General features: G+C 65.5%; 29 protein-coding genes. 15 read left to right on the top strand and 14 right to left on the bottom strand.

Annotation, left to right across the window (positions count from 1 at the left end; translation table 11 throughout):
• The first annotated feature begins 40 nt into the window (after positions 1-40).
• The 6 genes from crcB to I2488_RS18395 are packed head-to-tail and all read left to right on the top strand — an operon-like array spanning position 41 to position 3,890.
• Entirely contained in the window at positions 41-439 is a 399-nt protein-coding gene (gene crcB / locus I2488_RS18420) for a fluoride efflux transporter CrcB (RefSeq protein ID WP_196277253.1), read from the top strand.
• A complete protein-coding gene (locus I2488_RS18415) occupies positions 436-1,707 on the top strand; it encodes an RluA family pseudouridine synthase (RefSeq protein WP_196277252.1) in 1,272 nt (423 codons plus the stop codon). Before crcB ends, I2488_RS18415 begins: the two co-directional genes overlap by 4 nt.
• Positions 1,707-2,309, top strand: a complete 603-nt coding sequence (locus tag I2488_RS18410) for an FMN-binding negative transcriptional regulator (protein ID WP_196277251.1) — start codon at positions 1,707-1,709, stop codon at positions 2,307-2,309. Before I2488_RS18415 ends, I2488_RS18410 begins: the two co-directional genes overlap by 1 nt.
• Entirely contained in the window at positions 2,306-2,962 is a 657-nt protein-coding gene (locus tag I2488_RS18405; RefSeq protein ID WP_196277250.1) for an HAD-IA family hydrolase, read from the top strand. The genes I2488_RS18410 and I2488_RS18405 overlap by 4 nt, the downstream gene beginning before the upstream one ends.
• On the top strand, positions 2,959-3,192 hold the full coding sequence (locus I2488_RS18400) for a hypothetical protein (RefSeq protein WP_196277249.1): 234 nt from the start codon (positions 2,959-2,961) through the stop codon (positions 3,190-3,192). Before I2488_RS18405 ends, I2488_RS18400 begins: the two co-directional genes overlap by 4 nt.
• 2 nt (positions 3,193-3,194) lie before the next feature.
• On the top strand, positions 3,195-3,890 hold the full coding sequence (locus I2488_RS18395; protein ID WP_196277248.1) for an ATP12 family chaperone protein: 696 nt from the start codon (positions 3,195-3,197) through the stop codon (positions 3,888-3,890).
• 14 nt (positions 3,891-3,904) lie between these two features.
• Here the strand turns inward: I2488_RS18395 and I2488_RS18390 are convergent, their stop codons facing one another.
• From I2488_RS18390 to I2488_RS18375, 4 genes are read right to left on the bottom strand one after another with little or no spacing between them, the layout of a single operon-like run.
• Positions 3,905-4,477 (bottom strand): ABC-type transport auxiliary lipoprotein family protein, encoded by a 573-nt coding sequence (locus I2488_RS18390; RefSeq protein ID WP_196277247.1) that lies wholly within the window; start codon positions 4,475-4,477, stop codon positions 3,905-3,907.
• Between the two features lie 13 nt (positions 4,478-4,490).
• Positions 4,491-5,450, bottom strand: a complete 960-nt coding sequence (locus I2488_RS18385) for an MlaD family protein (RefSeq protein WP_196277246.1) — start codon at positions 5,448-5,450, stop codon at positions 4,491-4,493.
• Between the two features lie 10 nt (positions 5,451-5,460).
• A complete protein-coding gene (locus I2488_RS18380) occupies positions 5,461-6,351 on the bottom strand; it encodes an ABC transporter ATP-binding protein (RefSeq protein WP_196277245.1) in 891 nt (296 codons plus the stop codon).
• Positions 6,351-7,469, bottom strand: a complete 1,119-nt coding sequence (locus tag I2488_RS18375; RefSeq protein WP_196277244.1) for an ABC transporter permease — start codon at positions 7,467-7,469, stop codon at positions 6,351-6,353. The genes I2488_RS18380 and I2488_RS18375 overlap by 1 nt, the downstream gene beginning before the upstream one ends.
• A gap of 127 nt (positions 7,470-7,596) precedes the next feature.
• Between I2488_RS18375 and I2488_RS18370 the strand changes: the two genes are divergently transcribed.
• Positions 7,597-10,443, top strand: coding sequence for a valine--tRNA ligase (locus I2488_RS18370; RefSeq protein WP_196277243.1), 2,847 nt, complete (start codon positions 7,597-7,599; stop codon positions 10,441-10,443).
• 103 nt (positions 10,444-10,546) lie between these two features.
• On the top strand, positions 10,547-11,290 hold the full coding sequence (locus tag I2488_RS18365; RefSeq protein WP_196277242.1) for a 7-carboxy-7-deazaguanine synthase QueE: 744 nt from the start codon (positions 10,547-10,549) through the stop codon (positions 11,288-11,290).
• A 6-nt stretch (positions 11,291-11,296) separates the two neighbouring features.
• Here I2488_RS18365 and I2488_RS18360 read toward each other — a convergent pair whose 3' ends face one another.
• From I2488_RS18360 to I2488_RS18330, 7 genes are all read right to left on the bottom strand, one after another.
• On the bottom strand, positions 11,297-11,767 hold the full coding sequence (locus tag I2488_RS18360) for a hypothetical protein (protein WP_196277241.1): 471 nt from the start codon (positions 11,765-11,767) through the stop codon (positions 11,297-11,299).
• Positions 11,768-11,793: 26 nt separating this feature from the next.
• The gene (locus I2488_RS18355) at positions 11,794-12,027 is read right to left on the bottom strand and encodes a hypothetical protein (protein WP_196277240.1); all 234 of its coding nucleotides are present in this window, start codon (positions 12,025-12,027) and stop codon (positions 11,794-11,796) included.
• A 49-nt stretch (positions 12,028-12,076) separates the two neighbouring features.
• Positions 12,077-12,637, bottom strand: coding sequence for a single-stranded DNA-binding protein (ssb, locus tag I2488_RS18350; protein ID WP_196277239.1), 561 nt, complete (start codon positions 12,635-12,637; stop codon positions 12,077-12,079).
• A 223-nt stretch (positions 12,638-12,860) separates the two neighbouring features.
• Entirely contained in the window at positions 12,861-14,720 is a 1,860-nt protein-coding gene (gene feoB, locus I2488_RS18345; RefSeq protein ID WP_196277238.1) for a ferrous iron transporter B, read from the bottom strand.
• Entirely contained in the window at positions 14,717-14,971 is a 255-nt protein-coding gene (locus I2488_RS18340) for a FeoA domain-containing protein (RefSeq protein WP_196277237.1), read from the bottom strand. Before I2488_RS18340 ends, feoB begins: the two co-directional genes overlap by 4 nt.
• 80 nt (positions 14,972-15,051) lie before the next feature.
• Positions 15,052-15,702, bottom strand: coding sequence for a COQ9 family protein (locus I2488_RS18335; protein ID WP_196277236.1), 651 nt, complete (start codon positions 15,700-15,702; stop codon positions 15,052-15,054).
• 13 nt (positions 15,703-15,715) lie between these two features.
• Entirely contained in the window at positions 15,716-16,330 is a 615-nt protein-coding gene (locus I2488_RS18330) for an ankyrin repeat domain-containing protein (RefSeq protein ID WP_196277235.1), read from the bottom strand.
• 78 nt (positions 16,331-16,408) lie between these two features.
• Here I2488_RS18330 and I2488_RS18325 point away from each other — a divergent pair, with 78 nt between their 5' ends.
• The 6 genes from I2488_RS18325 to I2488_RS18300 are packed head-to-tail and all read left to right on the top strand — an operon-like array spanning position 16,409 to position 20,382.
• Positions 16,409-17,020 (top strand): SCO family protein, encoded by a 612-nt coding sequence (locus tag I2488_RS18325; RefSeq protein ID WP_196277234.1) that lies wholly within the window; start codon positions 16,409-16,411, stop codon positions 17,018-17,020.
• A 7-nt stretch (positions 17,021-17,027) separates the two neighbouring features.
• Entirely contained in the window at positions 17,028-17,471 is a 444-nt protein-coding gene (locus I2488_RS18320) for a YcgN family cysteine cluster protein (protein WP_196277233.1), read from the top strand.
• A 4-nt stretch (positions 17,472-17,475) separates the two neighbouring features.
• Entirely contained in the window at positions 17,476-18,234 is a 759-nt protein-coding gene (locus I2488_RS18315) for a M48 family metallopeptidase (RefSeq protein ID WP_196277265.1), read from the top strand.
• Positions 18,235-18,286: 52 nt separating this feature from the next.
• A complete protein-coding gene (locus tag I2488_RS18310; RefSeq protein WP_196277232.1) occupies positions 18,287-18,778 on the top strand; it encodes a hypothetical protein in 492 nt (163 codons plus the stop codon).
• Positions 18,775-19,746, top strand: a complete 972-nt coding sequence (ribD, locus tag I2488_RS18305) for a bifunctional diaminohydroxyphosphoribosylaminopyrimidine deaminase/5-amino-6-(5-phosphoribosylamino)uracil reductase RibD (protein WP_196277231.1) — start codon at positions 18,775-18,777, stop codon at positions 19,744-19,746. Before I2488_RS18310 ends, ribD begins: the two co-directional genes overlap by 4 nt.
• A gap of 12 nt (positions 19,747-19,758) precedes the next feature.
• Entirely contained in the window at positions 19,759-20,382 is a 624-nt protein-coding gene (locus tag I2488_RS18300; protein WP_196277230.1) for a riboflavin synthase, read from the top strand.
• A gap of 124 nt (positions 20,383-20,506) precedes the next feature.
• On the opposite strand, the gene I2488_RS18295 is transcribed toward I2488_RS18300, so the two are convergent.
• From I2488_RS18295 to ligM, 3 genes are all read right to left on the bottom strand, one after another.
• Positions 20,507-21,175, bottom strand: a complete 669-nt coding sequence (locus I2488_RS18295; RefSeq protein ID WP_196277229.1) for an alpha/beta fold hydrolase — start codon at positions 21,173-21,175, stop codon at positions 20,507-20,509.
• 4 nt (positions 21,176-21,179) lie between these two features.
• A complete protein-coding gene (locus I2488_RS18290) occupies positions 21,180-22,061 on the bottom strand; it encodes a methylenetetrahydrofolate reductase (protein WP_196277228.1) in 882 nt (293 codons plus the stop codon).
• An 80-nt stretch (positions 22,062-22,141) separates the two neighbouring features.
• Positions 22,142-23,539 (bottom strand): vanillate/3-O-methylgallate O-demethylase, encoded by a 1,398-nt coding sequence (gene ligM, locus I2488_RS18285; RefSeq protein ID WP_196277227.1) that lies wholly within the window; start codon positions 23,537-23,539, stop codon positions 22,142-22,144.
• Positions 23,540-23,689: 150 nt separating this feature from the next.
• Here ligM and purU point away from each other — a divergent pair, with 150 nt between their 5' ends.
• A complete protein-coding gene (purU, locus tag I2488_RS18280) occupies positions 23,690-24,544 on the top strand; it encodes a formyltetrahydrofolate deformylase (protein ID WP_196277226.1) in 855 nt (284 codons plus the stop codon).
• Positions 24,545-24,560: the final 16 nt, after the last annotated feature.

Genomic DNA, 24,560 nt, shown 5'->3' with positions numbered 1-24,560 from the left:
ATGTCGTGCATTTTGCAGGCCATGAGGCTAAGGGCGGCGGATGAACTCTCCTAGTACCCTGACGGCAACCGCCATCGTGGCTATCGGCGGTGGCATCGGTGCAATGCTGCGATACCATGCGGGCCGCGCCATGACCGCCTTTTCCGGTCCCAACACCGTGTTCCCCTGGGGCACCTTCCTGATCAACGTCAGCGGCAGCCTGCTGATGGGCGTGCTTGCCGGATGGCTGGCGCGGCAGGATGGCAGCGAATCGCTGCGCCTGCTGCTCGGCGTCGGCGTATTGGGCGGCTTCACCACCTTCTCCGCCTTCAGCCTTGAAACCGCCATGCTGATGCAGCGCGGGCTCTATGGCATGGCCGGGACTTATGCGCTCGGCTCGCTGCTGGGCGGCGTGGCCGGCCTGTTCCTCGGCCTTTCGATGATGCGAGGCGCAGCATGAGCCGGGGCAAGATTCCGGACGACAACGTCCGCCAGTTTACCGTCGGCCGTGACGATGCGGGCGCGCGGCTCGACCGCTGGTTCAAGCGCCATCTGCCGCAGGTCGGCTTTGCCACGGTATCGCGCTGGGCGCGCACCGGTCAAATCCGCGTCGACGGCAAGCGTGCCGATGTCGATACGCGGCTGGAGGCCGGGCAGATCCTGCGCGTGCCGCCGGGCAATGCCACGCCGGTCGGCGCGGGGATCAAGGGCCAGCGCGTACGCAAGCCGCTGACCGAGGAGCAGATTGCGCTGGCCGAATCGATGGTGCTCGAAAAGGACCGCGCCGCGATCGTGCTCAACAAGCCGCCGGGCCTTGCCACGCAGGGCGGCAGCGGCACGCACGAACACGTCGACGGGCTGCTCGACGCCTATGCCGCCGATGGCGAGCCGCGCCCGCGCCTCGTCCACCGCCTGGACAAGGACACCTCGGGCGTCCTGCTGATCGCGCGTACGCCGGGCAGCGCCGCGTTCTTCTCGAAGCACTTCTCCGGCCGTTCGGCGCGCAAGATCTATTGGGCGCTGGTCGTCGGTGTGCCGGAAGTGAAGGACGGGCTGATCGAACTGCCGCTGGCCAAGCAGCCAGGTACGGGCGGCGAGAAGATGATGGTCGACGAAAGCGGCCAGGGCCAGTCGGCGCGCAGCCGCTATCGCGTGATCAGCCGTGCGGGCAATTCGGCCTCGTGGGTAGAACTGCAGCCGCTGACCGGGCGCACGCACCAGTTGCGCGTGCACATGGCGGCAATCGGCCACCCCATCGTCGGCGATGGCAAGTATGGCGGGCAGGCCGCGTTCCTGACCGGCACGATCAGCCGCAAGATGCACCTCCACGCCCGCCGCCTGCGCATCGAGCATCCCGAAGGTGACCTGATCGACGTGACCGCGCCGCTTCCGGCACACTTCGCGGCGAGCATGGCCAGCCTCGGCTTCTATGAGGAGGATGGCGATCTGCCGCTGGAAGCGCCCAAGCTGGTCCCTGAAAAGACCATGCAGAAGCGTGCGGCCAAGCAGCACGCCAAGGAATACCGCAAGGAGCGTCGCGGCGAACGCCGCAAGCGCGCCGACAGCGAAAAGGGTGCGGGCAGCGCTGGTCGCAAGCCCACGGGCAAGCGTGCTGGTCCGGCCAAGGGCGCGCCACCAAAGAAAGGCCCGGCAAAGCCCGTCGGCAAGCCCGCTGCGCCACGTAGAGCGCCGTCCGGCAAGCCTGCTCCGAGGGCGCGGAAGGACTGATGCACCCCAACCCGTCCTTCCGGCATGACGACCGCGACCTGCTCGAGGCGCTGATTGCCGAGATCGGGTTCGGGATGGTCTTTGCCACGGTGCCGGACGGTCCGCGCGTGGCGCATGTGCCGCTGCACTCGACCGGCGACGGTGCAGTGCAGTTCCACCTTGCGCGCGGCAATGCCCTCACCCGGCATCTCGACGGGATGATGGCGCTGGCGGTGATCAACGGGCCAGACGGCTATGTCTCGCCCCGCTGGTATGCCGATCCTGCGCAAGTGCCGACGTGGAACTACGTTGCGCTCGAGCTGGAAGGCCGGGTGCGGCGGATGGATCAGGATGGCCTGCGCGGACTGCTCGAGACCGTCTCGGATGCGTACGAGGCGCGCGTTTCCGAAGGTACGCCATGGACCATGGACAAGATGCCCGAGGACAAGCTGCGGCAGATGATGGGCGGCATCGTCGGCTTCGAGATGGAAGTGCTGGCATGGCGGCCCACCTTCAAGCTATCGCAGAACAAGAGCGCGGATGACCGGGCGCGCGTGGCGGCGGGGCTGGAGGCAGAAGGCTCCCCGGCGATTGCCGAACTGATGCGGAGGCTGGTGTCGTGAGATTGGCGATCTTCGATTGCGACGGCACGCTGGTCGACAGCCAGGCCGATATCTGCGCGGCGATGGACGCGGCGTTCAAGGCTGCGGGCCTGATCCCGCCCGAGCGCCAGTTGACCCGCCGCGTCGTCGGCCTGTCGCTGCACGAGGCGATGCGCCAGTTGCACCCGCAGGGCGAGCATCACGAACACGCCAGCCTGACCGAACTCTACAAGGATGCCTTCCGCGCCCGCCGCGCGGCAGGGTCGGTGGCCGAGCCGCTCTATGAAGGCATCGCCACGCTGATCGAGGAACTTGCGGGGCAAGGCTGGCAACTCGCCGTCGCCACCGGCAAGTCCGACCGGGGCCTTGCCCACTGCCTCGCCGCGCACGGGCTGACCGGCCACTTCGTCTCGCTGCAGACGGCAGACCGGCACCCTTCCAAGCCCGATCCCTCGATGATCGAGCAGTGCATCGCCGATGCCGGGGCCGATCGCGCGCGGACGGCGATGATCGGCGACACCGTCTATGACATCCACATGGGCGTGAACGCGGGCGTGCGCGCGTTCGGGGTCGACTGGGGCTATCACGAGACCGAGGAACTGCTCGAAGCAGGGGCCGAGGCGGTGGCGACGAGCATCGATGACCTGCGCGCGCTGCTGGGGAGGATTGCGTGAGCGATCCTGCAGCCAAGGACCCGGCAATGGGCCGCTATTTCATGCTGCAGGCGGTGCGCGCTTCGGGCGCGGTGCTGGTGCTGCTCGGCGTGCTGGTGCAGGCGGGCAAGGGGCCGGGCCCGCTGGCTGCGCTCCCGCCGATCGCAGGCATCGTCCTGGCCCTCGCCGGCCTGTGGGACTTCTTCTTCCTGCCGCGCATCGTCGCGCGGCGGTGGCGTACTCCGGAATAGATATGAAGCGTTTCTACAAGGCAGTGACAGTCGAGGCGGCACAGGGCGGCTTCGGGGTGAGGCTCGATGGCCGGGCGATCAAGACCGTCGGCGGCAGGCCGCAAGTGGTCCCGACGCAAGCTCTGGCCGAAGCCATGGCGGCGGAGTGGGCAGCGCAAGGCGAGGAAATCGACCCTGCGCTGTTCCTCTTCCGCGACATGGCGGACTACGCGATCGACGTGGTGGCGGGAGACCGCGCCTCGGTGATCGGGGAAATCCTGCCTTACGCCGAGACCGACACGCTGTGCTATCGCGCCGAGCCGGACGAGGCCTTCGCCGCGCGCCAGCGGCTGATGTGGGAACCGCTGCTGGCCAGCGCCGAAGCGCGGCTGGGCGTGCAGTTCGTGCGCGTCACCGGCATCATCCACAAACCGCAACCGGTCGAGACGCTGGCCGCCCTGCGCGATGAACTCGAAGCGCTCGATGCGTTCCAGCTTGCCGCCTTGCGCAACACCACCAGCCTCGCCGCCTCGCTGGTGATCGGCCTCGCCGCGCTGCAGACCGACGCTGACCTCGATGCCCTGTGGGATGCCGCCAACCTCGAGGAGGACTGGCAGGCCGAACTCTGGGGCAAGGACGCCGAGGCGATGGAGCGGCGCGAGAAGCGCGCGGCGGCGTTCGCGGCGGCGGCAAGGTTTGCGGGGCTGGCGCGGGCCTAAACCCACCCCGAGATTCAGCTAACCCAGTCCGCCACCTGCTTGGCGACGGCATTCGCCGCCTCGTTCAGCGCCGGGCCGACGTACCTGGCCTCGGCCTCTGCCACCGGGACCGTGCTTTCGAAGCGCTTCGTCTCGACGCGGCCGCCGGCTTCCTTGACCGCATCGTAGCGAACCACGGCGGAGCGGGTGCGGGCGTCGTAGCCCATGTCGAGCAGGCGGCCGGAGAGGTGTAGGCCCGCAGCGCCGGGGTCGCTCTCGATCACGAGGCGCGAGCCGCGCGCGCGGATGGTTTCGGCAAGCAGGCGCTGGAACAGGCGCGAGGGGCGTTCGACCCACATCGTCTTCTTGAGATAGGCGACGTTGGCATCGTCGATCTGCACCGGCACGCGGGTGACGGCGAGACGCGCCTCGGCAGAAGGCTCCATCACCACCAGCGCATTGGCGAAAGTGCCGCTGGTGCCGCTGCCTGCGGCGGGCGCGGCGGTGGGGGTGAGCGCAAGCAGCGTATCCGGCACCTTGGGGCCGAGGCTGACGCAGCCCGAGAGAGCGGCAAGGAGCGCGGGGACAATCAGGGCTTTGCGGATCATCTTCATCGCCTCCTCAATTCTTGTAGTCGGGCAGCTTGGGGCCACCAACGAAGCCGCCGACGCCCTGGTCGTTCAGGCGGTCGGTCACTTCGCGCAAAGACCGCGTCGTCGCCTGGAGATCGCGGATCGCAGCCTCGGCAGCGGGCAGCGTGCGTTCGTTCAACTGGCGCGCGGCGGGGCGGGCTTCGCTGAGCGTGCCCTGCAGCGCATCGGCGGCACCCTGCGCGGACTTGAGCGTCTTGCGCAGCTGCTGGGCGAGGCCATTGCCTTCATCGTTGAGCATGGTGTCGGCCGAGTTGGTCAGCTTCTCGAAGCTTGCCAGCGTGTAGTTGGCCTGCCGCAGCGTTGCCTGCAGTTCGGCCAGCGTGCGCTTCACGTCGGGCGAGGCATCGGCGAGGTTGCCGGTCAGCCGGTCGGTGTTCGACAGGATGTTCTCGATCGACTTCTGGTTCTTGTCCGACAGCACCATGGTCAGGCGCTCGGTCAGCGTGGCGAGGCGTTCGAGCAGGAGCGGTGCGTTGGACAGGATCTCGCCAAGGCCGGAGCGCTTGGTCGGGATCACCGGCACGCCTTCGGGGCAGGTCGCGCGCTTGTTTTCCGAAGGGCACTCGATCGGCGGTGCGCCCTTGACCGCGCCCGTCAGCTGGATCGTGGAAACGCCGGTGAAGCTGCCGAGCAGGCTGGCGGTGGTGCCCTGCAGGATCGGCACCTTGCGGTCGACCGCGATGCGCACGCGCACGAATTCGGGATCGCGCTCCCACAGTTCGATGTCCTTGACCTGGCCCGAAGGCACGCCCGAGAACGACACTTCCGAGCCCTTGGCCAAGCCATCGACCGACTGCTTGAAGAAGATGTCGTATTCGTTGAGGTCGCCCTGGTTGAGGCGCGCGATCCAGACGGTCAGCACGGCCGTCGCCGCCAGCAGTGCCAGCGTGACGAGCCCGACCCAGATATGGTTTGCGCGCGTTTCCATCGGCTAGTCCTTATGCCCCGTCAGGATCAGGCGAAGAACGCCCGTCGTCCGAAAGTGTTGCCCGCACGGCGTCATGCCGCGCTTGCGCATCCTGCGCCGCGCGTCCGCGCGGGCCGTTGAAGTATTCCTGAATCCAGGGATGGTCGAGCGCGAGCAGTTCCGGAATCGTGCCCACCGCGATCACCTTCCTGTCGGCAATCACCGCCACCCGGTCACAGATTTCGTAAAGCGTATCGAGATCGTGGGTGATCAGGAAGACGGTGAGGTCGAGCGTCTGCTGGAGCTTGAGGATCAGCTGGTCGAAGGCGGCTGCACCGATCGGGTCAAGCCCGGCGGTGGGCTCGTCGAGGAACAGCAGTTCGGGATCGAGCGCGAGGGCGCGGGCGAGCCCGGCGCGCTTCTTCATGCCGCCGGAAAGCTCGGCCGGGTACTTGCTCGTCGCCTCGGCGGGGAGGCCGGAGAGCAGCACCTTGTAACGCGCGATCTCGTGGCGCAGTTCGTCGCTGATCTCGGGGTAGAATTCGCGCAAGGGGACTTCGACGTTCTCGGCCACGGTCAGCGTGGAGAACAGCGCGCCGCCCTGGAACAGCACGCCCCAGCGGCTGCGGATGTCGATGTCATCGTCGTCGCGCGCATCGGTGATCGAACTGCCGAGCACGTCGACCTCGCCCGCATCGGGGATCTGCAGCCCGATTATCGTGCGCATCAGCACCGACTTGCCGGTGCCCGAACCGCCGACCACACCGAGGATCTCGCCCCGGCGTACGTCGAGATCGAGACCATCGTGGATCACGTGGGTGCCGAAGACGTTGCGCACGCCGCGCACGCGGATCGGGTACTTGCCCTCGAACGGATCGGGCAGATCGGCAAGAGCCTCGGGCGCGGTGACAGTCTGGTCCATCAGCCCCACCCGATGTTGGTGAAGAACACCGCGAAGAACGCGTCGAGCACGATTACCATGAAGATCGCCATGACCACCGCGGCGGTGGTGCGCGTGCCCACTTCCTCGGCGTTGTTCCTGACGTTGATGCCCTGATAGCACCCGGCCACCGCGACGATCAGGCCGAACACGGGAGCCTTGGTCAGGCCGACCCAGACGTCGTGCAAGGGAACGACTTCCTGGATGCGGGCGAGGAACGTGAAGAACGGGATGCCGAGCGACACGCTCGACAGGAAGGCGCCGCCGATGATGCCGAGGAAGGCCGAATAGAAGCCGAGCAGCGGCATCATGATCATCGTGGCGAGGATGCGCGGCACCACCAGCGCTTCCATCGGCGAGACGCCGATCGTGCGCATGGCATCGACCTCCTCGGTCAGCTTCATCGTGCCGAGCTGCGCGGCAAAGGCCGAGCCCGAGCGGCCCGCGACCATGATCGCGGTCATCAGCACGCCCAGTTCGCGCAAGGTCAGGCGGCCGACGAGGTTGACGGTGTAGATCTCCGCCCCGAACTGGCGCAGCTGCACCGCGCCCTGCTGGGCAATGACGATGCCGACGAGGAAGCTCATCAAGCCGATGATGGCGAGCGCGTTGACGCCGACCAGTTCCATCTGGTGAACCAGCGCCTTCATGCGGAAGCGCGAAGGGTGGCGCACCAGCGTGCCCACCGAAAGGATCACCTGGCCGAGGAAGCCGAGCACCTGCAGCGCACCATGCCCCAGCCCGGCCATGACCATGCCGACATGGGCGGGCACCCGCTCGAGCAGCGGCAGGCGATGGGCGGTGACCGAATGGTCGTTCGAATCGGCCTTGCGGATCGCGTCGACCAGCTTCTGCGCTTCCTCGCTGCAGCCGGTGATCTTCGCGTCGTTGTCGCGCGAGAGGCGCCAGACGGTCCACGCGCCGACCGTGTCCATCCGGGTGACGCCGGTGAGGTCGATTTCGCTGATCGAATCGCTGATCGAGCGCAGCCGCTGGTCGGTCAGGCCGAGCGAGGACACGGTCATCGGCCCGCGAAATGCGAGCGTTGCGCCCTCCCCTTGCGCGGGGGCCTCAATCTGGAAATCGGTCAGTTCCCGCATCTTGCCCGCTTCATGGGGGAAATCGGACAGGGCGACAAGTGCAACACAAGCGCCGTAACGTTGGAACGACGCCGCAGGTTCCCCGGAATGCTTGCAGGGGAGCCGTGGGGATGGCAAGGCGCGCCGCATGACCGAGACGAATTCAGCGCAGACTTCCGGCGAACTGGCCAAGACTTTCGAACCCGCCGGGATCGAGGCCAAGTGGTATGCCCATTGGGAACAGAACGGCCTGTTCCGGCCCGAGCGGCCTGACGCTGCGCCCTATACCATCGTCAACCCGCCGCCGAACGTGACCGGTTCGCTCCACATCGGCCACGCGCTCGACAATACGCTGCAGGACGTGGTGATCCGCTACGAGCGTTTGCGCGGCAAGGATGCGCTGTGGGTGGTCGGCATGGACCACGCCGGCATCGCCACGCAGATGGTGGTCGAGCGCCAGATGGAAGCGCGGCAGGACAAGCGCACCAACTACACGCGCGAGCAGTTCGTCGAGAAGGTGTGGGAGTGGAAGGCCGAAAGCGGCGGTGCGATCACCGGCCAGCTGCGTCGGCTGGGCTGTTCGATGGACTGGTCCAGAGAGCAGTTCACGATGGACCCGCACTTCACCCGCGCGGTGGTGAAGGTCTTCGTTGACCTCTATAACCAAGGGCTGATCTACCGCGACAAGCGGCTGGTGAACTGGGACCCCAAGCTCAAGACCGCGATCTCCGACCTTGAGGTCGAGACGCGCGAGACACAGGGCGGATTCTGGCACTTCAAGTATCCGCTGGCGGACGGCGTGAAGCGCGACGACGGCCTCGATTACATCGAGGTGGCGACCACGCGCCCCGAGACGATGCTTGCCGACATGGCCGTGGCGGTCCATCCCGAGGACGAGCGCTACAAGTCGGTCATCGGCAAGGACATCCTGCAGCCACTGACCGGACGCCGGTTCAAGGTGGTGGCCGACGAACACGCCGATCCGGAACTGGGTTCGGGTGCGGTGAAGATCACGCCGGGGCACGATTTCAACGACTTCGAAGTGGGCAAGCGCGCCGGGATCAAGGCCGCCGACATGCTCAACATGTTCGATGCCGAGGCCAAGGTCGTGCAGACCGCCGACGGGCTTGTGCCCGCCGAGTTCGTGGGACTCGACCGCTTCGATGCGCGCAAGCTCGTGGTCGAGCGGATGAAGGAAGCCGGCTTCCTGATCCCGCACGTGACGAAGGACAAGGAAGGCAACGCGGTTCTGCACGATGCCGAGCCGCGCACGATCCAGACGCCGTTCGGCGACCGTGGCGGCGTGGTGATCGAACCCTGGTTGACCGACCAGTGGTATGTCGACGCCGAAACGCTGGCGAAGGCGCCGATGGAAGCGGTGCGCTCGGGCGCGATCGAGATCGTGCCGAAGACCTGGGAGAAGACCTTCTTCAACTGGATGGAGAACATCCAGCCCTGGTGCGTAAGCCGCCAACTGTGGTGGGGGCACCGGATTCCGGCGTGGTATGGGCCGGATGGGCATGTATTTGTCGCTGAAGACGAAGCGGAAGTCAGCCGCATCGCGATTGAACACTATCGTGCACAGGGGCTGGCTGAGCCGAAAATCGACATTCAAAACGTCACCTACCACCGGCATGGCAACGAAGTTGTCGGTTGGGTTGGTGAGGTTCGAGATTACGAAGGACACTCCTTCACCGAGTCTACGGTCACGTTGACCCGCGACGAAGACGTCCTCGACACCTGGTTCTCCTCGGCCCTCTGGCCCTTCGCCACGCTCGGCTGGCCGGATGAAGACGCGCCGCTGCTGAAGAAGCACTATCCCAACGACCTGCTCGTTTCGGGCTTCGACATCCTGTTCTTCTGGGATGCGCGCATGGCGATGCAAGGGCTGCACTTCATGAAGGAAGTGCCGTGGAAGAAGCTCTACCTGCACGGCCTCGTCCGCGCCGCCGATGGCGCGAAGATGTCGAAGTCGAAGGGCAACGTGGTCGATCCGCTCGGCCTGATCGACAAGTACGGCGCGGATGCGCTGCGCTTCTTCATGTGCGCGATGGAGAGCCAGGGCCGCGACGTGAAGATGGATGAGAAGCGCGTCGAGGGTTATCGCAACTTCGCCACGAAGCTGTGGAACGCCGCGCGCTTCTGCCAGAGCAACGGCATCACCGGCAGCACCTCGGTCGCCGCGCCTGCTGCCACATCGGCGGTCAACAAGTGGATCATCGGCGAGGTGGTGGAAACCGTCGCCGCGCTCGATCAGGCGATGGCCGACCTGCGCTTCGATGCGGCGGCGAACACCGTCTATCACTTCGTGTGGGACCAGTTCTGCGACTGGTACATCGAACTGATCAAGGGCAACTTCGACGCGGAAACCAAGGCGGTCGCCGGCTGGGTGCTCGACCAGATCCTCGTCATGCTCCACCCGTTCATGCCCTTCGTGACCGAAGAGCTGTGGCACGCGCTGGGGGCTCGTGATGTCGAGCTGATCGTGGCCGCCTGGCCGAAGCCGGAAGCCACGGTGGATGCAGCGGCCAAGCGCGAGGTCGAATGGCTGATCGCGCTGGTTTCGAACCTGCGCACGGCCAAGAACGAACTCGGCATTTCGCCGGGGGCCAAGCTCGACGCCTACCTGCCCGAGCCTTCGGCGCAGACGCGCTCGATCATCCAGGCCAACCCGGCCGCGATCGAGCGCCTCGCCCGCCTCAACGGCATCCGCTTCGAGGCGGCTCCTGCAGGCGCGGCGATGCAGGTAGGCGCTGGCGATGCCAATATCGTCGTGCCGCTGGAAGGCGTGATCGATATCGCGGCGGAAAAGGCGCGTCTGGAGAAGGCGCTGTCCGTCTCGCAGAAGGAAGCCAAATCGCTCGAAGGGCGTCTGGGCAATCCCTCGTTCGTCGAGAAGGCCAAGCCCGAAGCGGTCGAAAAGGCGCGCGCCGACCACGCGATGCACGCCGCCGAGGCCGAGCGCCTGGCGGCGGCATTGGCGCGGTTGGGGTGATGGAGGTTTGCGGCCTTCGACAGGCTCAGGCTGAGCGGGGGTTTGACTTGGATCCACGACCGCTCATGCTGAGCCTGTCGAGGCATGCCAGCGTCACTGCGCCATGCTGACTCTCGCCACCGTCAACCCCGGCGAACCGGAGGTGTTTTCTTCGCTGCAAGGCGAAGGCCCCAGCATGGGCCGGCCTTCGGTGTTCGTGCGGCTTTCGCGCTGCAACCTCGCCTGCCGCTGGTGCGATACCGCCTATACCTGGCGCTTCACCGGCGACAACCGGCCCCACCGCGACGAGGTGGCTTTCGAGCGGGGCGAGAACCAGATCGGGCTGGCCGAGGCCGACGTTGCCGCACTGATCCTGCTTCACGAGGAAGACCGGCTGGTGATCACCGGGGGCGAGCCGCTGCTGCAGGGGGCGGCGCTGGCGCGGATGGTGGCACTTCTGAAAGTGACGCGCCCCGCGCTCCATATCGAGATCGAAACCAACGGCACGGTGGCGGTTCATCCCGATCTCGATCCGCTGGTCGATCAGTTCAACGTCAGCCCCAAGCTCGCGCATTCGGGCAATCCGACCGAGCTGGCACTGGTGCCCGAGCGGCTGGAAGCCTGGGCGCGCGACCCGCGTGCGTGGTTCAAGTTCGTCGTCGCCAACGCTTCCGACCTTGCCGAGATCGCGGCGCTTCAGGAGCGCCATGGCATCGCCGACGATCACCTGTTCGTCATGCCCGAGGGCACCGCCAGCTCGATCTTGCGCGAACGCTCGCGCTGGCTGGCCGAGGAAGCGCTGGAGCGTGGCTGGCGCTTCACCGATCGTCTGCATATCCACCTCTACGGGGATACGCGCGGGACCTGACGCCAATCAAATTGGAGATTTTGTATTACTGTGGACAGGCAGTCCGCCACTTGATTTGATTTTCTGATAGATCTCATCAACTTGGGCTGCTTTTGCCATTAATGACAGCAGATCATTGCCAGCGCTTATACTGCTCTCATAAGATTTTACGAGAACTACATTCTTATAAGCACCCTTGAACAATGGGATCCTCTGGAAGGCCGCAATTCGCTCTTCTCCGCCAATGTGTGCCGTAACGGTGCCAACGACATGAGGGATATGGTAATATCCCATGAACAATGCGAGATCATCAAACTTTTTGAAGCCTCTTTCAGTCGTTCCATACCTAGCAAAGAATGAACCAATTGCTCTGTCACTTATATCCGATGCCACCCTTGCATAACCACCCCACTCATACTCTCCTTCAATCAATATCTCTAACTTCTTCATCCCGCCAAATGAAGTTTTGTCGATCAATTTTTCAAAAAATGACGTCATCTTATTTCAATACTCTACGATTTTTATCAGCCATCCAGACTCATATTCTGTATGCCTTCCAACAAATTTTGCAACCCTCTAACATATTTCCATTCTACAGTATCCAAGTTTAGAGCAGTTATTATATAGTCTGACACTCGATCCAATTGCTCGCGAGGAATATCTAACGCGGACATCTGAGAGAGCATGCGATTAATTTCCCCAGCCTCTTCAGCGGAGATTTGAACATCATCGTGAGAAAAGAAAGCTTCGATAAGCATCAGCTTTAGCTGCCAAAAGGTGTTTAAGTTCTTACGCTTCGCTTCTTAATCAGAACGGGATATCGTCGTCCAGATCGTCGCCAAAGCCGCCGCCGCCCTGGTTCCAGCCACCGCCAGCGCCGCCACCCGATGCGCCACCGCGCGAAGAGCCGCCGCCGAAACCGCCGCCGCCGGAGCCGCCTGACGAGCCGCCTTCGTTCCAGCCACCGCCGGACGAGCGACTACCGCCACCGCCCATGCCGCCGCCGCCAGCGCCGCCCGAACCATCGAGCATGGTCAGCACGCCGCCCATGCCGCCGACCGAGATTTCGGTGGTGTAGCGGTCATTTCCGGACTGGTCCTGCCACTTGCGGGTGCGCAGCTGGCCTTCGATGTAGACCTTCGAGCCCTTGCGCAGGAAGCGTTCGACCACGCCGACAAGGCCATCGGAGTTTATGACGACGGAGTGCCACTCGGTGCGCTCCTTCTTCTCGCCGGTGGCGCGGTCCTTCCAGCTTTCCGAGGTCGCGATGCGCAGGTTGGCGATGCGGCCACCGTTCTGGAAGCTCTTGATTTCGGGGTCTGCCCCGAGGTTCCCGACAAGGATCACCTTGTTGACGCTGCCTGCCATCGAATCACGTTCCTTCTGATCTGGCGGATTGCCTAGCGCATGGGGGCTTTGGAGTGGGAGTCAGCCAGACGCTTTTCCCACAGCGGAGCGCCGGTTGCCCACCCCGCTGCGACTAACTTCACTGCGTTCAGCAAGTCTCGCGGCCCTCCCGCCTGCGGGAGGGCAAAGAGCAGTGCTTTCGCCTCCCCTCCCGCAAGCGGGAGGGGGCGGGGGTGGGCAGGTTTCAGCCCAGCCCCGCAGCAATCGCCGTCCAGTAGGTCATGCCCGCCGCCGCGTAGGCCAGCGCGAAGAGGTAGGCGAGCATGAAGGCGGGCCACTTCCAGCCGTTGGTCTCGCGCCGGGCGACGGCGATGGTCGAGAGGCACTGCGGCGCGAACACGAACCACGCGAGGAAGGCCAGTGCCATCGGCAGGGTCCAGCGCGACTTGAGCTGGTCGCCCAGCGCCATGGCAGCCTGATCCTCGTCATCGCTGGCGCTGACCGCATAAGTCGTGGCGAGCGAGCTGACGGCGACTTCGCGCGCAGCCATCGCAGGGATGATCGCCAGGCTCATGTCGCGGTTGAAGCCGATCGGCTCGAGCACGACCGACAGGCCGTTCGCCAGCGTACCGGCGACCGAGGCGTTGACCTGGTCCTGGCCAGGCTCGGCACGCGGGAAGTTGAGCAGGATCCACAGCGCGACCGTGACGGTGAAGATCATCGTGCCGGCGCGGCGCAGGAAGATCCACGCGCGCTGCCACAGGCCGAGCGCCAGGTCCTTGACCGTGGGCAGCTGGTACTTGGGCAGTTCCATGATGAAGCCCGAAGCCGCACCCTTGGTGACCGAACGGCGCAGGACAAGCGCCACGACCATCGCGCCGACGATGCCCGCGACATAGAGGCAGAACAGGACAAGCCCCTGCAGACCAATACCGGGACCGACCTTGGTATTCGGGATGAACGCGGCGATGATCACTGCATAGACCGGCAGGCGCGCCGAGCAGGTCATCATCGGGGCGATCAGGATCGTGGTCAGGCGGTCCTTGGGATCGGTGATGCTGCGCGTGGCCATGATGCCGGGGATGGCGCAGGCAAAGCTCGACAGCAGCGGGATGAAGCTGCGCCCCGAGAGGCCGACGCCCGCCATCATGCGGTCCATCAGGAAGGCGGCGCGCGCCATGTAGCCGGTCGCCTCCATCGTCAGGATGAAGAAGAACAGGATGATGATCTGCGGCAGGAACACCAGCACCGAGCCGACGCCGGCGATCACGCCATCGGTGAGCAGATCGCGCAACAGGCTGGGCGGGATCGTCGCCTTGGCGAGATCGCCTAGTGCCGAAACGCCGCCGTCGATCGCATCGGCAAAGGGCGTGGCCCAGCTGAACACCGCCTGGAAGACGATGAACAGGAACGCGAAGAGGATCGGCGGCCCCGCCCACGGGTGGAGCAGGAGCTTGTCCATGCGCGCGTGAATGCGGTGCTTGGCCGTTTCCGAAAGGATCGCTGCGGTCGCCATCTGGTGGGCAAGCATGCGGCGTTCGGGCAGGGTGACGTGCGGGCGGGCGGCATCGTGGGCACGCTCGGGCTTGTCGCGCGCTTCGGCGATGGCGGCGGCCAGTTCGGTGAGGCCACGGCGGCGCACGGCGACGGTCGGGATCACCGGCACGCCGAGAGCCGCTTCCAGAGCAGCGGGGTCGAGCGTCAGGCCGTCGCGCTCGGCCAGATCGACCATGTTGAGCGCCACCACGGTGGGGCGGCCGAGCTCGAGCACTTCCTGCGCGAAGACGAGGTGCTGTTCGAGGTTGGAGCTGTCGAGCACCAGCACGATGACATCGGGCCGGGCCTGGCCTTCCTGCTCGCCCATGATGACCTTGCGGGTCACTTCCTCGTCAGGGCTGGTGGTTTCGAGGCCGTAGGACCCCGGAAGGTCGACCAGTTCGACCGGCTCGCCCGAAGGGAGCAGCAGGCGCCCTGCCTTGCGCTCGACAGTGACGCCCGGGTAATTGGCGATCTTCTGGCGCGCGCCGGTCAGCGCATTGAACAGCGCGCTCTTGCCCGCGTTGGGATTGCCGACCAGCGCGGCGACGGTGGGCATCTTGCTCATGCTGCGGCTTGCGCGATCGGTTCGACCGTCATGGCCAGCGCATGGACGCGGCGGATGGCGACGGTCATGCGGCCGATCTCCACCGCCAGCGGATCGCGCCCCATGAACACGCCGCGATAGGCGAGCGTAACCCGCGCGCCTTCATCGAGACCGAGCGCGCGCAGGCGCTGCGCCTCTTCCGCGACGAGCGCGGACCAATCGACCGAGGCGATTCGGGCGGGCATGCCGATAGGGAGCTGATCGAGCGTCACAAGTTCCCGCTGCCATAGCGGCCAGGCATTTGCAAGTCATTCGCAATAGAATTGCGCTGGATCAAAAATCCAGAGCTGTTTCAGGCCGCAGGATAGCGCAGACGGCCCAGCATCCGGGTCAGCGAGAAGGTCTCCTCGCGCGGCTTGAGCAGCTTGGCCTTGGTCTTTTCGAACTGCATCACGTTCTCGATGCGGCGGTCGAGGAAGGTGCGCGTGTCCTCGTGGCCGTCGCTGGCGTCCTGCGCGAAATAGGCGAGCGTGGCCGCGTAGATCGAGCCGAGAGTCAGGCGCTTGGTGTAATGGTTGTAGTCGGTGGCAGTGTCGCCAGCGAGCCGCCACATCGCGTCGGCACTGGACCAGCCAAGGCGCGTCGAGGCGCGCAGGTTCTGCGGCATGGCCATGATCGCCAGCGCACGGCGCAGCGCCTCTTCCTTGCCGACCAGCGCATCGAGGCGGAACTGGACAAGGCGGCGGATGCGCTCGCGGATCGGCAGGTTGCCGAGTTGCACAGGTGGCAGCGCCTCGGCCATGTCGGCATCGATGCGCGCGATCCAGGCGGAGATCATCTGCATTGGCCCGTCCTGAAACGCGAAGGCGGCCAGCGCCGGATCGACGCCTTCCATGGCGGCGGCAGCAGTAACCGCCGCAGGTTTCCAGCCATCGAAGGCCGCCGCCTCGGCAATCGCCGGGGCGAGACGGAGGCGCAGGTCATCAAGGCTCTGGTCGGTCATTGGTGCAAGTCCGTCAGAACGAGGGGCCGTAGGTCTTCTTCGGCGCGCTGGCCTTGGCTTCCTTCGAAGCCTTTTCCAGTTCGCCCAGCACCGGGCTGCCCTTGTCGAGCGCGGCATAGTCGCGCGCGGAGCGGCCCGAATTGTCAGGCCGGTCAGGATTGGCTCCGGCCTTGATCAACATTCTGACAAGCGCGAGGTCCTTGCGGTGGACGGCGCTGATCAGCGGGGTTTCGCCGGTGTTGTTGGCCTCATCCACCCGCGCGCCGGACTTGATCAGTTCGTCGACGCCTTCGAGAAAGCCCATTTCCGAGGCCGCTACCAGCGGAGTGACGCCGCGATTGTCGCGCGCATTCACATTCGCACCCTTGGCGATGAGGAACTGCACCCAGACAAGATCGCGGCGGGCGACGACGATGTGCAGCGCCGTCTGTCCGGTGGTGTAGTCCTTGGTGTTGACGATCTGGGTGCCGGGCTCGTTCAGGGCCTCGGTCACCTTGTCGCCCTCCTTCTTGCGGACGGCTTCGAGGAACTTGTAGCTGTCGGAGAACTGGGCCTGCGCCGGGGTCACCAGTGCGGCGGCGAGCAGCATGGCCATGACGGTAAGCGGCCTGCGCTTGTTCGACAGCATTCGATCCTCCTGTTGCGTGCCCCATCAGACAGTTGCGACTGACGGACTCGCCTCTTGCAAGGACACGGTTAGCAGAGCATGAACCGCCGCGCCATGGCCCACACCTTCAGATCGATCCTCGCAGCGCTCGCCGCAACCTGCACTTTCGCGCTTGGCGGCTGCAACTTCGCGCCCGCCGAAAAGCCCCCGCTGGAAGGCGCGGCAATCGGCGGCGATTTCACGCTGACCGGAAAGGACGGCCAGGCGGTGAAGTGGAGCGACTTTGCCGGCAAGTACCGCGTGGTCTATTTCGGCTACACCTTCTGCCCGGACGTGTGCCCGCTCGACATGCAGAACATTGCGCAAGGGCTGCGGCTGTTCCGCAAGGAGCATTCCGACGCCAAGCCGATCGTGCCGATCTTCATCACCATCGACCCCGAGCGCGACACCGCGGCGGTCGTCGGCAAGTATGCCGCCAACTTCGGCAAGGACGTGGTCGGGCTGACCGGCACGCCCGCCCAGATTGCCGATGTCGCGAGGAAGTGGGCGGTGTTCTACCAGCGGCGCGACGAAGGCAAGCCCGACGCCTACCTGATGGACCACAGCCGCGCGGCCTACCTGATGGGGCCGGATGGTGCGGCGATCGCGCTGCTGCCCGCCGAGCAGGACGGCAAGGCGGTGGCTGCCGAACTCGCCAAGTGGGTGAATTGACCCCGGAATGACCGACGACCGCTTCTGGGAACGGCCGGTGGCAACACTCAGCCGCGAGCAGTGGGAAGCGCTGTGCGACGGCTGCGGCAAGTGCTGCCTGCACAAGCTGGAAGACGAGGACACCGGCGAGGTCGTCCACACCAATGTCGCCTGCAAGCTGCTTGACCTCAGGACCGCGCGGTGCAGCGACTACAAGCATCGCCGCGCCTATGTGCCCGATTGCCTGCGCCTGACGCCCAAGCTGGCGCGCGAACTGCCGTGGCTGCCCGAGACCTGCGCCTATCGCCTGCGCGCGGAGAACAAGCCGTTGCCTGAATGGCACTACCTGATCTCTGGCGATCGCGAGGCGGTGCATCGCGCCGGGCAGTCGGTGGTGGGCAAGGCGGTGAGCGAGACGCTGGCAGGGCCGATCGAGGACCATATCGTGCCTGCGGACCATTTCGATGGCTAGGGGGATGCTCGACTGGCTCAAGCGGGCCGACACCAAAGCCAAGCATACGCCTGCTCCCCGCGCCGTCTCGCACCGCACGATCGAGGTGGACGGGCGCGAACTGCCGCTGGTGATCCGCAAGCTCGGCCATGCCCGGCGCATGACGCTGCGGCTGGCCCCTGATGGCAGCGAGGCGCGAATCTCGATTCCATCGTGGGGCCGCGTCGGCGATGCCGAGGCCTTTGCGCGGGATCGGGCAGACTGGCTGGCGGGCCAGCTGGCAAGGATGCCCGAGGCGCGGGCGATTGCGCCTGATGCCACCCTGACCTTCCGCGGCGAAGCCCTGCAGATCGCGTGGACCGAAAAAGCGAAGCGCAAGCCGGTGATCGCCGAGGGACGTCTGATCGTCGGCGGGCCGGTGGAGGGTCTGAGCACCCGCCTGCAGCGCTGGCTGGAAGCCGAGGCGCTCGCCCAGTGTGCGCAGGACCTCGCCCACTATTGCGCTCGCGCCGGGGAAGCGGTCCCTCGCCTTTCGCTGTCGCGCGCGCAGCGGCGCTGGGGCAGTTGCGCGGCGGACGGCTCGATCCGGATGAACTGGCGCCTGATCATGGCGCCTGATTTCGTGCGCCGCTCGGTCGTCGCGCACGAAGTGGCGCACATGAAGCACTTCGATCACAGCCCCGCCTTCCACGCCCATCTCGACGCGCTCTACGAAGGCGAGATCGACGCCGCCAACCGCTGGCTGAAGCGGCACGGGCGAAGCCTCTACGCGCTGTTCGGTTGACGGCCGGAAGCATGGGTAGCGCAACGGGGCCGCAGCCCCTATCTAGGCGGGCATGAGAGCGTTTTTCCGCAATGTCTCCCCAAGGCGGGCCATCGTCGATTTCTGGCAGGTCTTCACCGCGCCCAGCGAATATCGCCGCGTCGGCCTGCTGATGGCGGCGGCGGTTACCGGCACGATCTTCTACGCGATGGCGATGGAAGGCGGCACTGCCCTGCCCCGCCCGCCCGAGATCATCTATTTCCCGAGCTTCCTCGAAGGGCGCAGCGACGCCGAGATTCTCGCCGAAAACAAGGCGGCGACCGCCAAGGCCAAGGCCGAGGAAGCCGAGGAAGAAGCCCGGCAGGAACGCATCCGCCAGATGTACAAGGCGGTGGGCGATGCCACCGGCGTCGAGACCAAGCGCGCCTACGAGGAAGGCAAGGCTGAGCGCGAGGCCTGGCGCAAGAAAGTGGAAGCCGCGCGCAAGGAAGTGCTCGACAAGCACATGGTCGACAATCCGGTCTATGATGCCGAGATGAAGAAGGCGCAGACCGAAAAACCATGAGCAGGCCTGAGGACCTGCGCTGGCTTGACGCGGCGGCGGCACTTGCCGCGCGCGGGCGCCCGTTGAGCAGGCCCAACCCGGCAGTGGGCGCGATGATCGTGCGGGACGGCAAGGTCGTCGGGCGCGGATGGACGCAGGCGGGCGGACGGCCTCACGCCGAGGCCGGAGCTCTGGCCATGGCGGGCGATGCGGCGCAAGGCGCGACGCTTTACGTGACGCTGGAACCTTGCGCCCATGCCAGCGCGCGCGGGCCTTCGTGCACTTCGCTGGTGCTGGAAAGCGGTCTTGCGCGGGTTGTGATTGGCGTCGAGGACCCGGACCCTCGAACGGCGGGGAATGGCATCGCGGCGATGCGCGAGGCTGGCATCATGGCGGAACTCGTGCCGTCCACCGCTGCGCGGCAGTCACTTGAAGGCTATATGACGCGCACCGCTCTCGGGCGTCCCCACGTGACCCTGAAGCTCGCCACATCGCTCGATGGCCGGATCGCGCTTGCCGATGGCAGCAGCAAATGGATCACCGGACCTGAGGCGCGGGCACATTGCCATGTCGAACGGGCGCGGGCCGATGGGATCCTCGTCGGCGGCGGCACCTTGCGCGCCGATGCGCCGAGACTCGACGTGCGCCTGCCGGGGCTCGAGCAGCGCAGCCCGCAGCGCATGGTGCTGACGCGCGGGAGTGCGCCGGAAGGCTGGACGGCGGTTGCCAACATCGCGGCTTCGGGCGCGTTCGGCGATGCGCAGTATCTGTTCGTGGAAGGCGGCGCGCAGGCAGCGGCGACTTTCCTTGCCGCCGACATGGTCGACCGCCTGCTGCTCTATCGCGCCCCGATCATCGTTGGCGACGGACTGCCCTGCATCGGCGACATCGGCCTCGGCTCGCTCGCCGAAGCACACGGACGTTGGCGCAATGTGGACCGGCGGACGCTTGGCAGCGATGCGCTCGACGTCTACGAGCGGGTCCGCTGAAGGAGATTTCTTATGTTCACCGGGATCGTCACCGAAATCGGCAACATCCTTGCCATCGAGGACAAGGGCGACCGCCACATCACGATCTCGTGCGCGATGGACCCGGCGAAGATCGCCATCGGCGCCTCGATCGCCTGCTCGGGCGTGTGCCTGACCGTGGTCGACAAGGGCGGCGTTGCGGGAGAAGGCTGGTTCGCGGTGGACGTCTCGGGCGAGACGGTCAGCCGCACCGCGCCGGAACAGTGGACGGTCGGAGCGCCGCTCAATCTTGAGCCCGCGCTCAAGCTGGGCGATGAACTCGGCGGCCATATCGTGACCGGCCATGTCGACGCAGTCGGCGAAGTCGTCGGCATCTGCCCGGAAGGCGCATCGCTGAAGTTCGGTATCTCGGCACCGCAGGAGCTGGCGCCCTACATCGCGGCCAAGGGCTCGATCACCGTCAATGGCGTGTCGCTGACGGTCAACGAGGTGGCCGACCAGCCTGATGGCTCATGCCACTTCGCGCTGAACATCATCCCCCACACCGCACAGGTGACAACGATGGGGGCGCTCAAGCCCGGTTCGAAGGTCAATCTCGAGATCGACGTGCTCGCGCGCTACCTCAAGCGGATGCAGAGCCTGGCGCAGCAGGGCTAGTGCCCACCCCGCTGCGACTAAACTCGCCTACGGCTCGCCAAGTCTCGCGGCCCTCCCGCCTGCGGGAGGGCTGGAACAGGTGTTTCAACTCCCCTCCCGCAGGCGGGAGGGGTTGGGGGTGGGCCTAGGCGCAGCCCAGCACGATTTCGAACAACTGCTCGGGCTGATCGCCCATCACGTTGTGGCTGGCTTCGGCCTCGTGATATTCCCACGCCGGATCGTCCTGCACCGCATCGGCGAACTTGCCGAAGGGTGACGGGCTCCAACCGTTTGCGAAAATGTAGACGTGGCGGGGTATCTTCGCTTCCTCGCCGGTGAAGCGCACCGCCTCGACCAGGGTCAGCAGTGGATGGTCCGACAGGACCGGGCTTTCGAGGCCGGGGAGCGGCGAGACGGCGCCGGGCTTGTGCTTCTGGCTGCCGATGTAGTGATCATGCTCCCACTGCCCGGTCAGGTCCCACAGCGACTGGCCGTCCTTGGGCAGGAAGGCATCGACATAGACGATCGCATCGATCCGCGCACCCAGACATGTGGCGACGCCGGTGATGACCATGCCGCCCCAGGAATGGCCGACCAGCACGAAGCGGTCGAAACCGGCTTCGGCGATCTGGGCGCAGACATCGTCGATATGCGTGGTCAGCGTGATGCCGGGGTGGAACTCGGCCTTGCGGCGGCCAAGCCCGGTGAGGTCTGCGGCAAGCACGCGGTGGCCCGCCGCGACGAGATCGGCCTTGAGCCGATCCCACGCGAAGCTGCCGCCCCATGCGCCGTGCACGAGGACGAAGTCGGTCATCGCCTCAGGCTCCGATGCCGTGCTTCTTGTTGTAGCCGTGGATCCATTCGAGCGTCTTGGTCAGGCCGCCGAAGGGATAGAAGTGCAGGCGCACCTTGCCGTGCTCGGGGCCGAGGCCGCGCGCAAAGGCATCGACGAGCTTGTCCGGCCCTGCCGTGCCCAGCAGGTTCGTGACCGAGATGCCGTACTTCTTGAGCACCGAGGTCGACGCGCCGACGCCGCAGCGGGCGGCGAAGGCGAGCAGGCGCTTGATCCCCGCAGGCCCCGGCACGCCGATGCGCACGGGCGCATCGATGCCGCGCGCGCGCAGTTCCTTGAGCCAGGCGAGGAAGGCATCGGGATCGAAGCCGAACTGGGTGACGATCAGCGGGGCCATGCCGCGCGCAGTGATGTCTGCCACCTTCTTTTCGAGGACCGCCCAGCACTCGGCCTCGGTCATGTTGGGGTGCCCTTCCGGGTGCCCGCCGATGCCGATGGCCTTGATGCCGGAACGCTCGAACGCGCCGGTGGCGATCAAGGCGGAGGTGTCGAAGTAAGGGCCGACCGGCTCGGGCGGATCGCCCGCGACGATGAAGCAGCGCGTCACGCCGGCCTGTTCGACCACGGCGCGAAGGTAGCCTTCGAAATCGTCCTCGGAGGTGATCCGGCGGGCGGAGAAATGGGGCATCGGCTCGAAGCCGAGCTGGCGCACCGCGACAGTGGCGGTAACGCGGGCGGCGACGTCCTCGCCGGGGAGGAAGGTGACGGCGACGGGGGTTTCTGCCGGGATGAGCGGGGCGGCGTCGCGCAGCGAGGCCTCGTCCTTCGCGGTCATCTCGAGGCTGAAGCCATCGGTGATCCCGTCGGGCGCCTTGTCCCAGTTGGGATGGATAAGCGGTGCTGCCATGTGCGGGATCCTCTCAATCGTTCAAGGCAGTCCGCCCGGTTGCCTTTGCAGCAATCCGGGCGGTGCCATTCTGGTTGGGCTCAGCGAGCGGTACGCCAGCCTTCGGCGTAGTTTTCGCGAGCGACGCGGCTGTAGGGAACCGGCGAGACGATCGCGCGGACCTCGATCTGCTTGTGCGGCTCGACGGTGGTCTTGCGGGTACCGCCGTTCTCTTCACCCCACACGACGCGCAGCTCGGTGCCGACCGGGATTTCCGGATCGATCGTGGCGAGGCTGAGCGCCTGCTTCTCGTTGTACGAGTAGCCGGTGAACATCGAGAAGCCGACGGTCTTGCCGCCTGCATCGACGACGCGGTCGTAGTTCGACGAGGCATAGTTCGCGAGCGGGGTGTCGAAGAACTTGTACTGGTCGCCATCGGGGTTGAACAGCGAGGCCATGATCTTGGCCATGTCCTCGGGGTTCCAGGCGAGCGTCACCTTCTTGCGCTGCTCGGCAGGGTTGAGGGCTTCGAGAGCTTCGCGACCGTGGAAGTCATGGTCGAACTTGACGAAGTTGCCGTAACCCAGCTCCCACGGGTTGAGGTAGTAGTCCTCGATGTTGTCGGAGACGAACGAACCGCCGATCGAACCGGTCGCTTCGTAGCTGTCGGCACCGAGCCATTCGCGGAAGCCCTTGAGCTTTTCGCCGGTGTAGATGGCGGGCAGCGGCGACGGGATCCAGCCGGATTCCAGCGTGTTCGAAGGATAGGCGCGGCTGCCGCACGCGATCAGGCCGAATTCCTTGCCAGCCTCCAGAATGGCGGCGCGGATTTCTTCCTGCTCGGCATAGGGACCCCAGATTTCGAGGCCGGGTGCGCCCGACATGCCGTGGCGCAGCGTGCGCACGGTCTTGCCGGCGATGTTCATGGTGCTCATGTTGAAGAACTTGAGCTGCTCCAGCGGACCGCCATGCAGCTTCTCGATCACCGCCCATGCGTTCGGGCCCTGGATCTGGAAGCGCCATTCCTTGCGGCTGACGGGCTTGCCCATCGGGCGCATCGGCGAACGGTCGTCCAGCTCGATCTCGCAATCGTAGCCACCGGTCGCCGCGTGGTAGCGCAGCCAGTTCGAAGCAGGCGCGCGGCCGACGTAGGTGAAGCTTTCCTCTTCTTCCCAGAAGATGATGCCGTCACCGATGACATGGCCGTAAGGCGTGGTCGGCACGTACTGCTTGGCCTTGTTGACCGTCCAGCCCTTGGAGCTGTTGATCATGGTGTCGGACAGCAGCTTGTGAGCGTCCTTGCCACGGATGTAGAGGTTCACCATGTGGTGCGACTGGTCGAACAGGACGGCGCTGTGCTGCCATGCCCACTGTTCGCTGCGCCAGTTCGAGAATTCCGGTGCGACGACCGGATAGACATAGGCACCGAGCTGCGAGTTGCGCAGCATCTCGACGACGTTGCCGCCTTGCTGGATTACCTCTTCGAGGTTCTTTGCCATGGTAACTCTCCCGACTTGTGAATGGCAGGTTGAAAAAGACACGTTGAAAAACTTGTATGCAACACATACAATCTCCTTCGAGATTCGCAATGGGAAATGTTGCGCCGGATGAGTGCAGCCCTTAGCGCGATTGAGACGGGAGAGATTTTGATGAGCGCATCGCTGATTTTGACGCTGTCATGCCAGGACAAGCCGGGGATCGTGGCCCGGGTGACGGGCAACCTCTATGAAGCGGGCGGCAATATCCGCGAGGCGCAGCAATTCGATGACGCGCTGAGTGGCAAGTTCTTCATGCGCGTGGTGTTCGATCCGGGCGAGACCGGGATCGACGCATTCCGCGCAGCATTCGCGCCAGTGGCCGACGACTACGGCATGGAATGGAACATGCGCGACACCGCGGTGAAGCGGAAGGTCGTGCTGATGGTCAGCAAGTTCGACCACTGTCTGGGCGACCTGCTCTACCGCACGCGAATCGGCGAGCTGCCGATGGAAGTCGTGGCGATCCTCGGCAATCACCCCAAGGAAGCGCTGTCGATTTCGCTGATCGGCGACGTGCCCTACTACCACCTGCCGATCACCAAGGAGACCAAGCCGCAACAGGAAGCCGAAGTGAAGCGCATCGTTACCGAGACGGGCGCCGAGCTGGTGGTGCTGGCGCGCTACATGCAGATCCTCTCGGACGATCTTACCGCGTTCCTTGCGGGCCGTTGCATCAACATCCACCACTCGTTCCTGCCGAGCTTCAAGGGCGCCAAGCCCTATCACCAGGCGCATGCGCGCGGCGTGAAGATGATCGGCGCAACCGGCCACTACGTGACGGCGGACCTCGACGAAGGTCCGATCATCCATCAGGACGTGGAGACCGTGACCCATGCCGACAGCCCCGAGGACCTCGTCCGCAAGGGCCGCGACGTGGAGCGCCGGGTGCTCGCCGAAGCGGTGCGCCTGCACCTCGAAGACCGCGCACTGGTCAACGGCAACAAGACCGTCGTGTTCAAGAGCTGACGCTTTGGTCCATTGA

It is taken from the genome of Novosphingobium jiangmenense (genome assembly GCF_015694345.1).
GTDB classification, from domain to species: Bacteria; Pseudomonadota; Alphaproteobacteria; order Sphingomonadales; family Sphingomonadaceae; genus Novosphingobium; species Novosphingobium jiangmenense.
This window is presented reverse-complemented; position numbering and strand designations above follow the sequence as displayed.

Bases quoted from the DNA above. Each gene is read 5' to 3' on its own strand.
- crcB (WP_196277253.1), top strand. From the start codon at position 41: ATGAACTCTCCTAGTACCCTGACGGCAACCGCCATCGTGGCTATCGGC.
- I2488_RS18415 (WP_196277252.1), top strand. From the start codon at position 436: ATGAGCCGGGGCAAGATTCCGGACGACAACGTCCGCCAGTTTACCGTC.
- I2488_RS18410 (WP_196277251.1), top strand. From the start codon at position 1,707: ATGCACCCCAACCCGTCCTTCCGGCATGACGACCGCGACCTGCTCGAG.
- I2488_RS18395 (WP_196277248.1), top strand. From the start codon at position 3,195: ATGAAGCGTTTCTACAAGGCAGTGACAGTCGAGGCGGCACAGGGCGGC.
- I2488_RS18390 (WP_196277247.1), bottom strand. From the start codon at position 4,477: ATGATCCGCAAAGCCCTGATTGTCCCCGCGCTCCTTGCCGCTCTCTCG.
- I2488_RS18385 (WP_196277246.1), bottom strand. From the start codon at position 5,450: ATGGAAACGCGCGCAAACCATATCTGGGTCGGGCTCGTCACGCTGGCA.
- I2488_RS18380 (WP_196277245.1), bottom strand. From the start codon at position 6,351: ATGGACCAGACTGTCACCGCGCCCGAGGCTCTTGCCGATCTGCCCGAT.
- I2488_RS18375 (WP_196277244.1), bottom strand. From the start codon at position 7,469: ATGCGGGAACTGACCGATTTCCAGATTGAGGCCCCCGCGCAAGGGGAG.
- I2488_RS18370 (WP_196277243.1), top strand. From the start codon at position 7,597: ATGACCGAGACGAATTCAGCGCAGACTTCCGGCGAACTGGCCAAGACT.
- I2488_RS18365 (WP_196277242.1), top strand. From the start codon at position 10,547: ATGCTGACTCTCGCCACCGTCAACCCCGGCGAACCGGAGGTGTTTTCT.
- I2488_RS18360 (WP_196277241.1), bottom strand. From the start codon at position 11,767: ATGACGTCATTTTTTGAAAAATTGATCGACAAAACTTCATTTGGCGGG.
- I2488_RS18355 (WP_196277240.1), bottom strand. From the start codon at position 12,027: ATGCTTATCGAAGCTTTCTTTTCTCACGATGATGTTCAAATCTCCGCT.
- ssb (WP_196277239.1), bottom strand. From the start codon at position 12,637: ATGGCAGGCAGCGTCAACAAGGTGATCCTTGTCGGGAACCTCGGGGCA.
- feoB (WP_196277238.1), bottom strand. From the start codon at position 14,720: ATGAGCAAGATGCCCACCGTCGCCGCGCTGGTCGGCAATCCCAACGCG.
- I2488_RS18335 (WP_196277236.1), bottom strand. From the start codon at position 15,702: ATGACCGACCAGAGCCTTGATGACCTGCGCCTCCGTCTCGCCCCGGCG.
- I2488_RS18330 (WP_196277235.1), bottom strand. From the start codon at position 16,330: ATGCTGTCGAACAAGCGCAGGCCGCTTACCGTCATGGCCATGCTGCTC.
- I2488_RS18325 (WP_196277234.1), top strand. From the start codon at position 16,409: ATGAACCGCCGCGCCATGGCCCACACCTTCAGATCGATCCTCGCAGCG.
- I2488_RS18320 (WP_196277233.1), top strand. From the start codon at position 17,028: ATGACCGACGACCGCTTCTGGGAACGGCCGGTGGCAACACTCAGCCGC.
- I2488_RS18315 (WP_196277265.1), top strand. From the start codon at position 17,476: ATGCTCGACTGGCTCAAGCGGGCCGACACCAAAGCCAAGCATACGCCT.
- I2488_RS18310 (WP_196277232.1), top strand. From the start codon at position 18,287: ATGAGAGCGTTTTTCCGCAATGTCTCCCCAAGGCGGGCCATCGTCGAT.
- ribD (WP_196277231.1), top strand. From the start codon at position 18,775: ATGAGCAGGCCTGAGGACCTGCGCTGGCTTGACGCGGCGGCGGCACTT.
- I2488_RS18300 (WP_196277230.1), top strand. From the start codon at position 19,759: ATGTTCACCGGGATCGTCACCGAAATCGGCAACATCCTTGCCATCGAG.
- I2488_RS18295 (WP_196277229.1), bottom strand. From the start codon at position 21,175: ATGACCGACTTCGTCCTCGTGCACGGCGCATGGGGCGGCAGCTTCGCG.
- I2488_RS18290 (WP_196277228.1), bottom strand. From the start codon at position 22,061: ATGGCAGCACCGCTTATCCATCCCAACTGGGACAAGGCGCCCGACGGG.
- ligM (WP_196277227.1), bottom strand. From the start codon at position 23,539: ATGGCAAAGAACCTCGAAGAGGTAATCCAGCAAGGCGGCAACGTCGTC.
- purU (WP_196277226.1), top strand. From the start codon at position 23,690: ATGAGCGCATCGCTGATTTTGACGCTGTCATGCCAGGACAAGCCGGGG.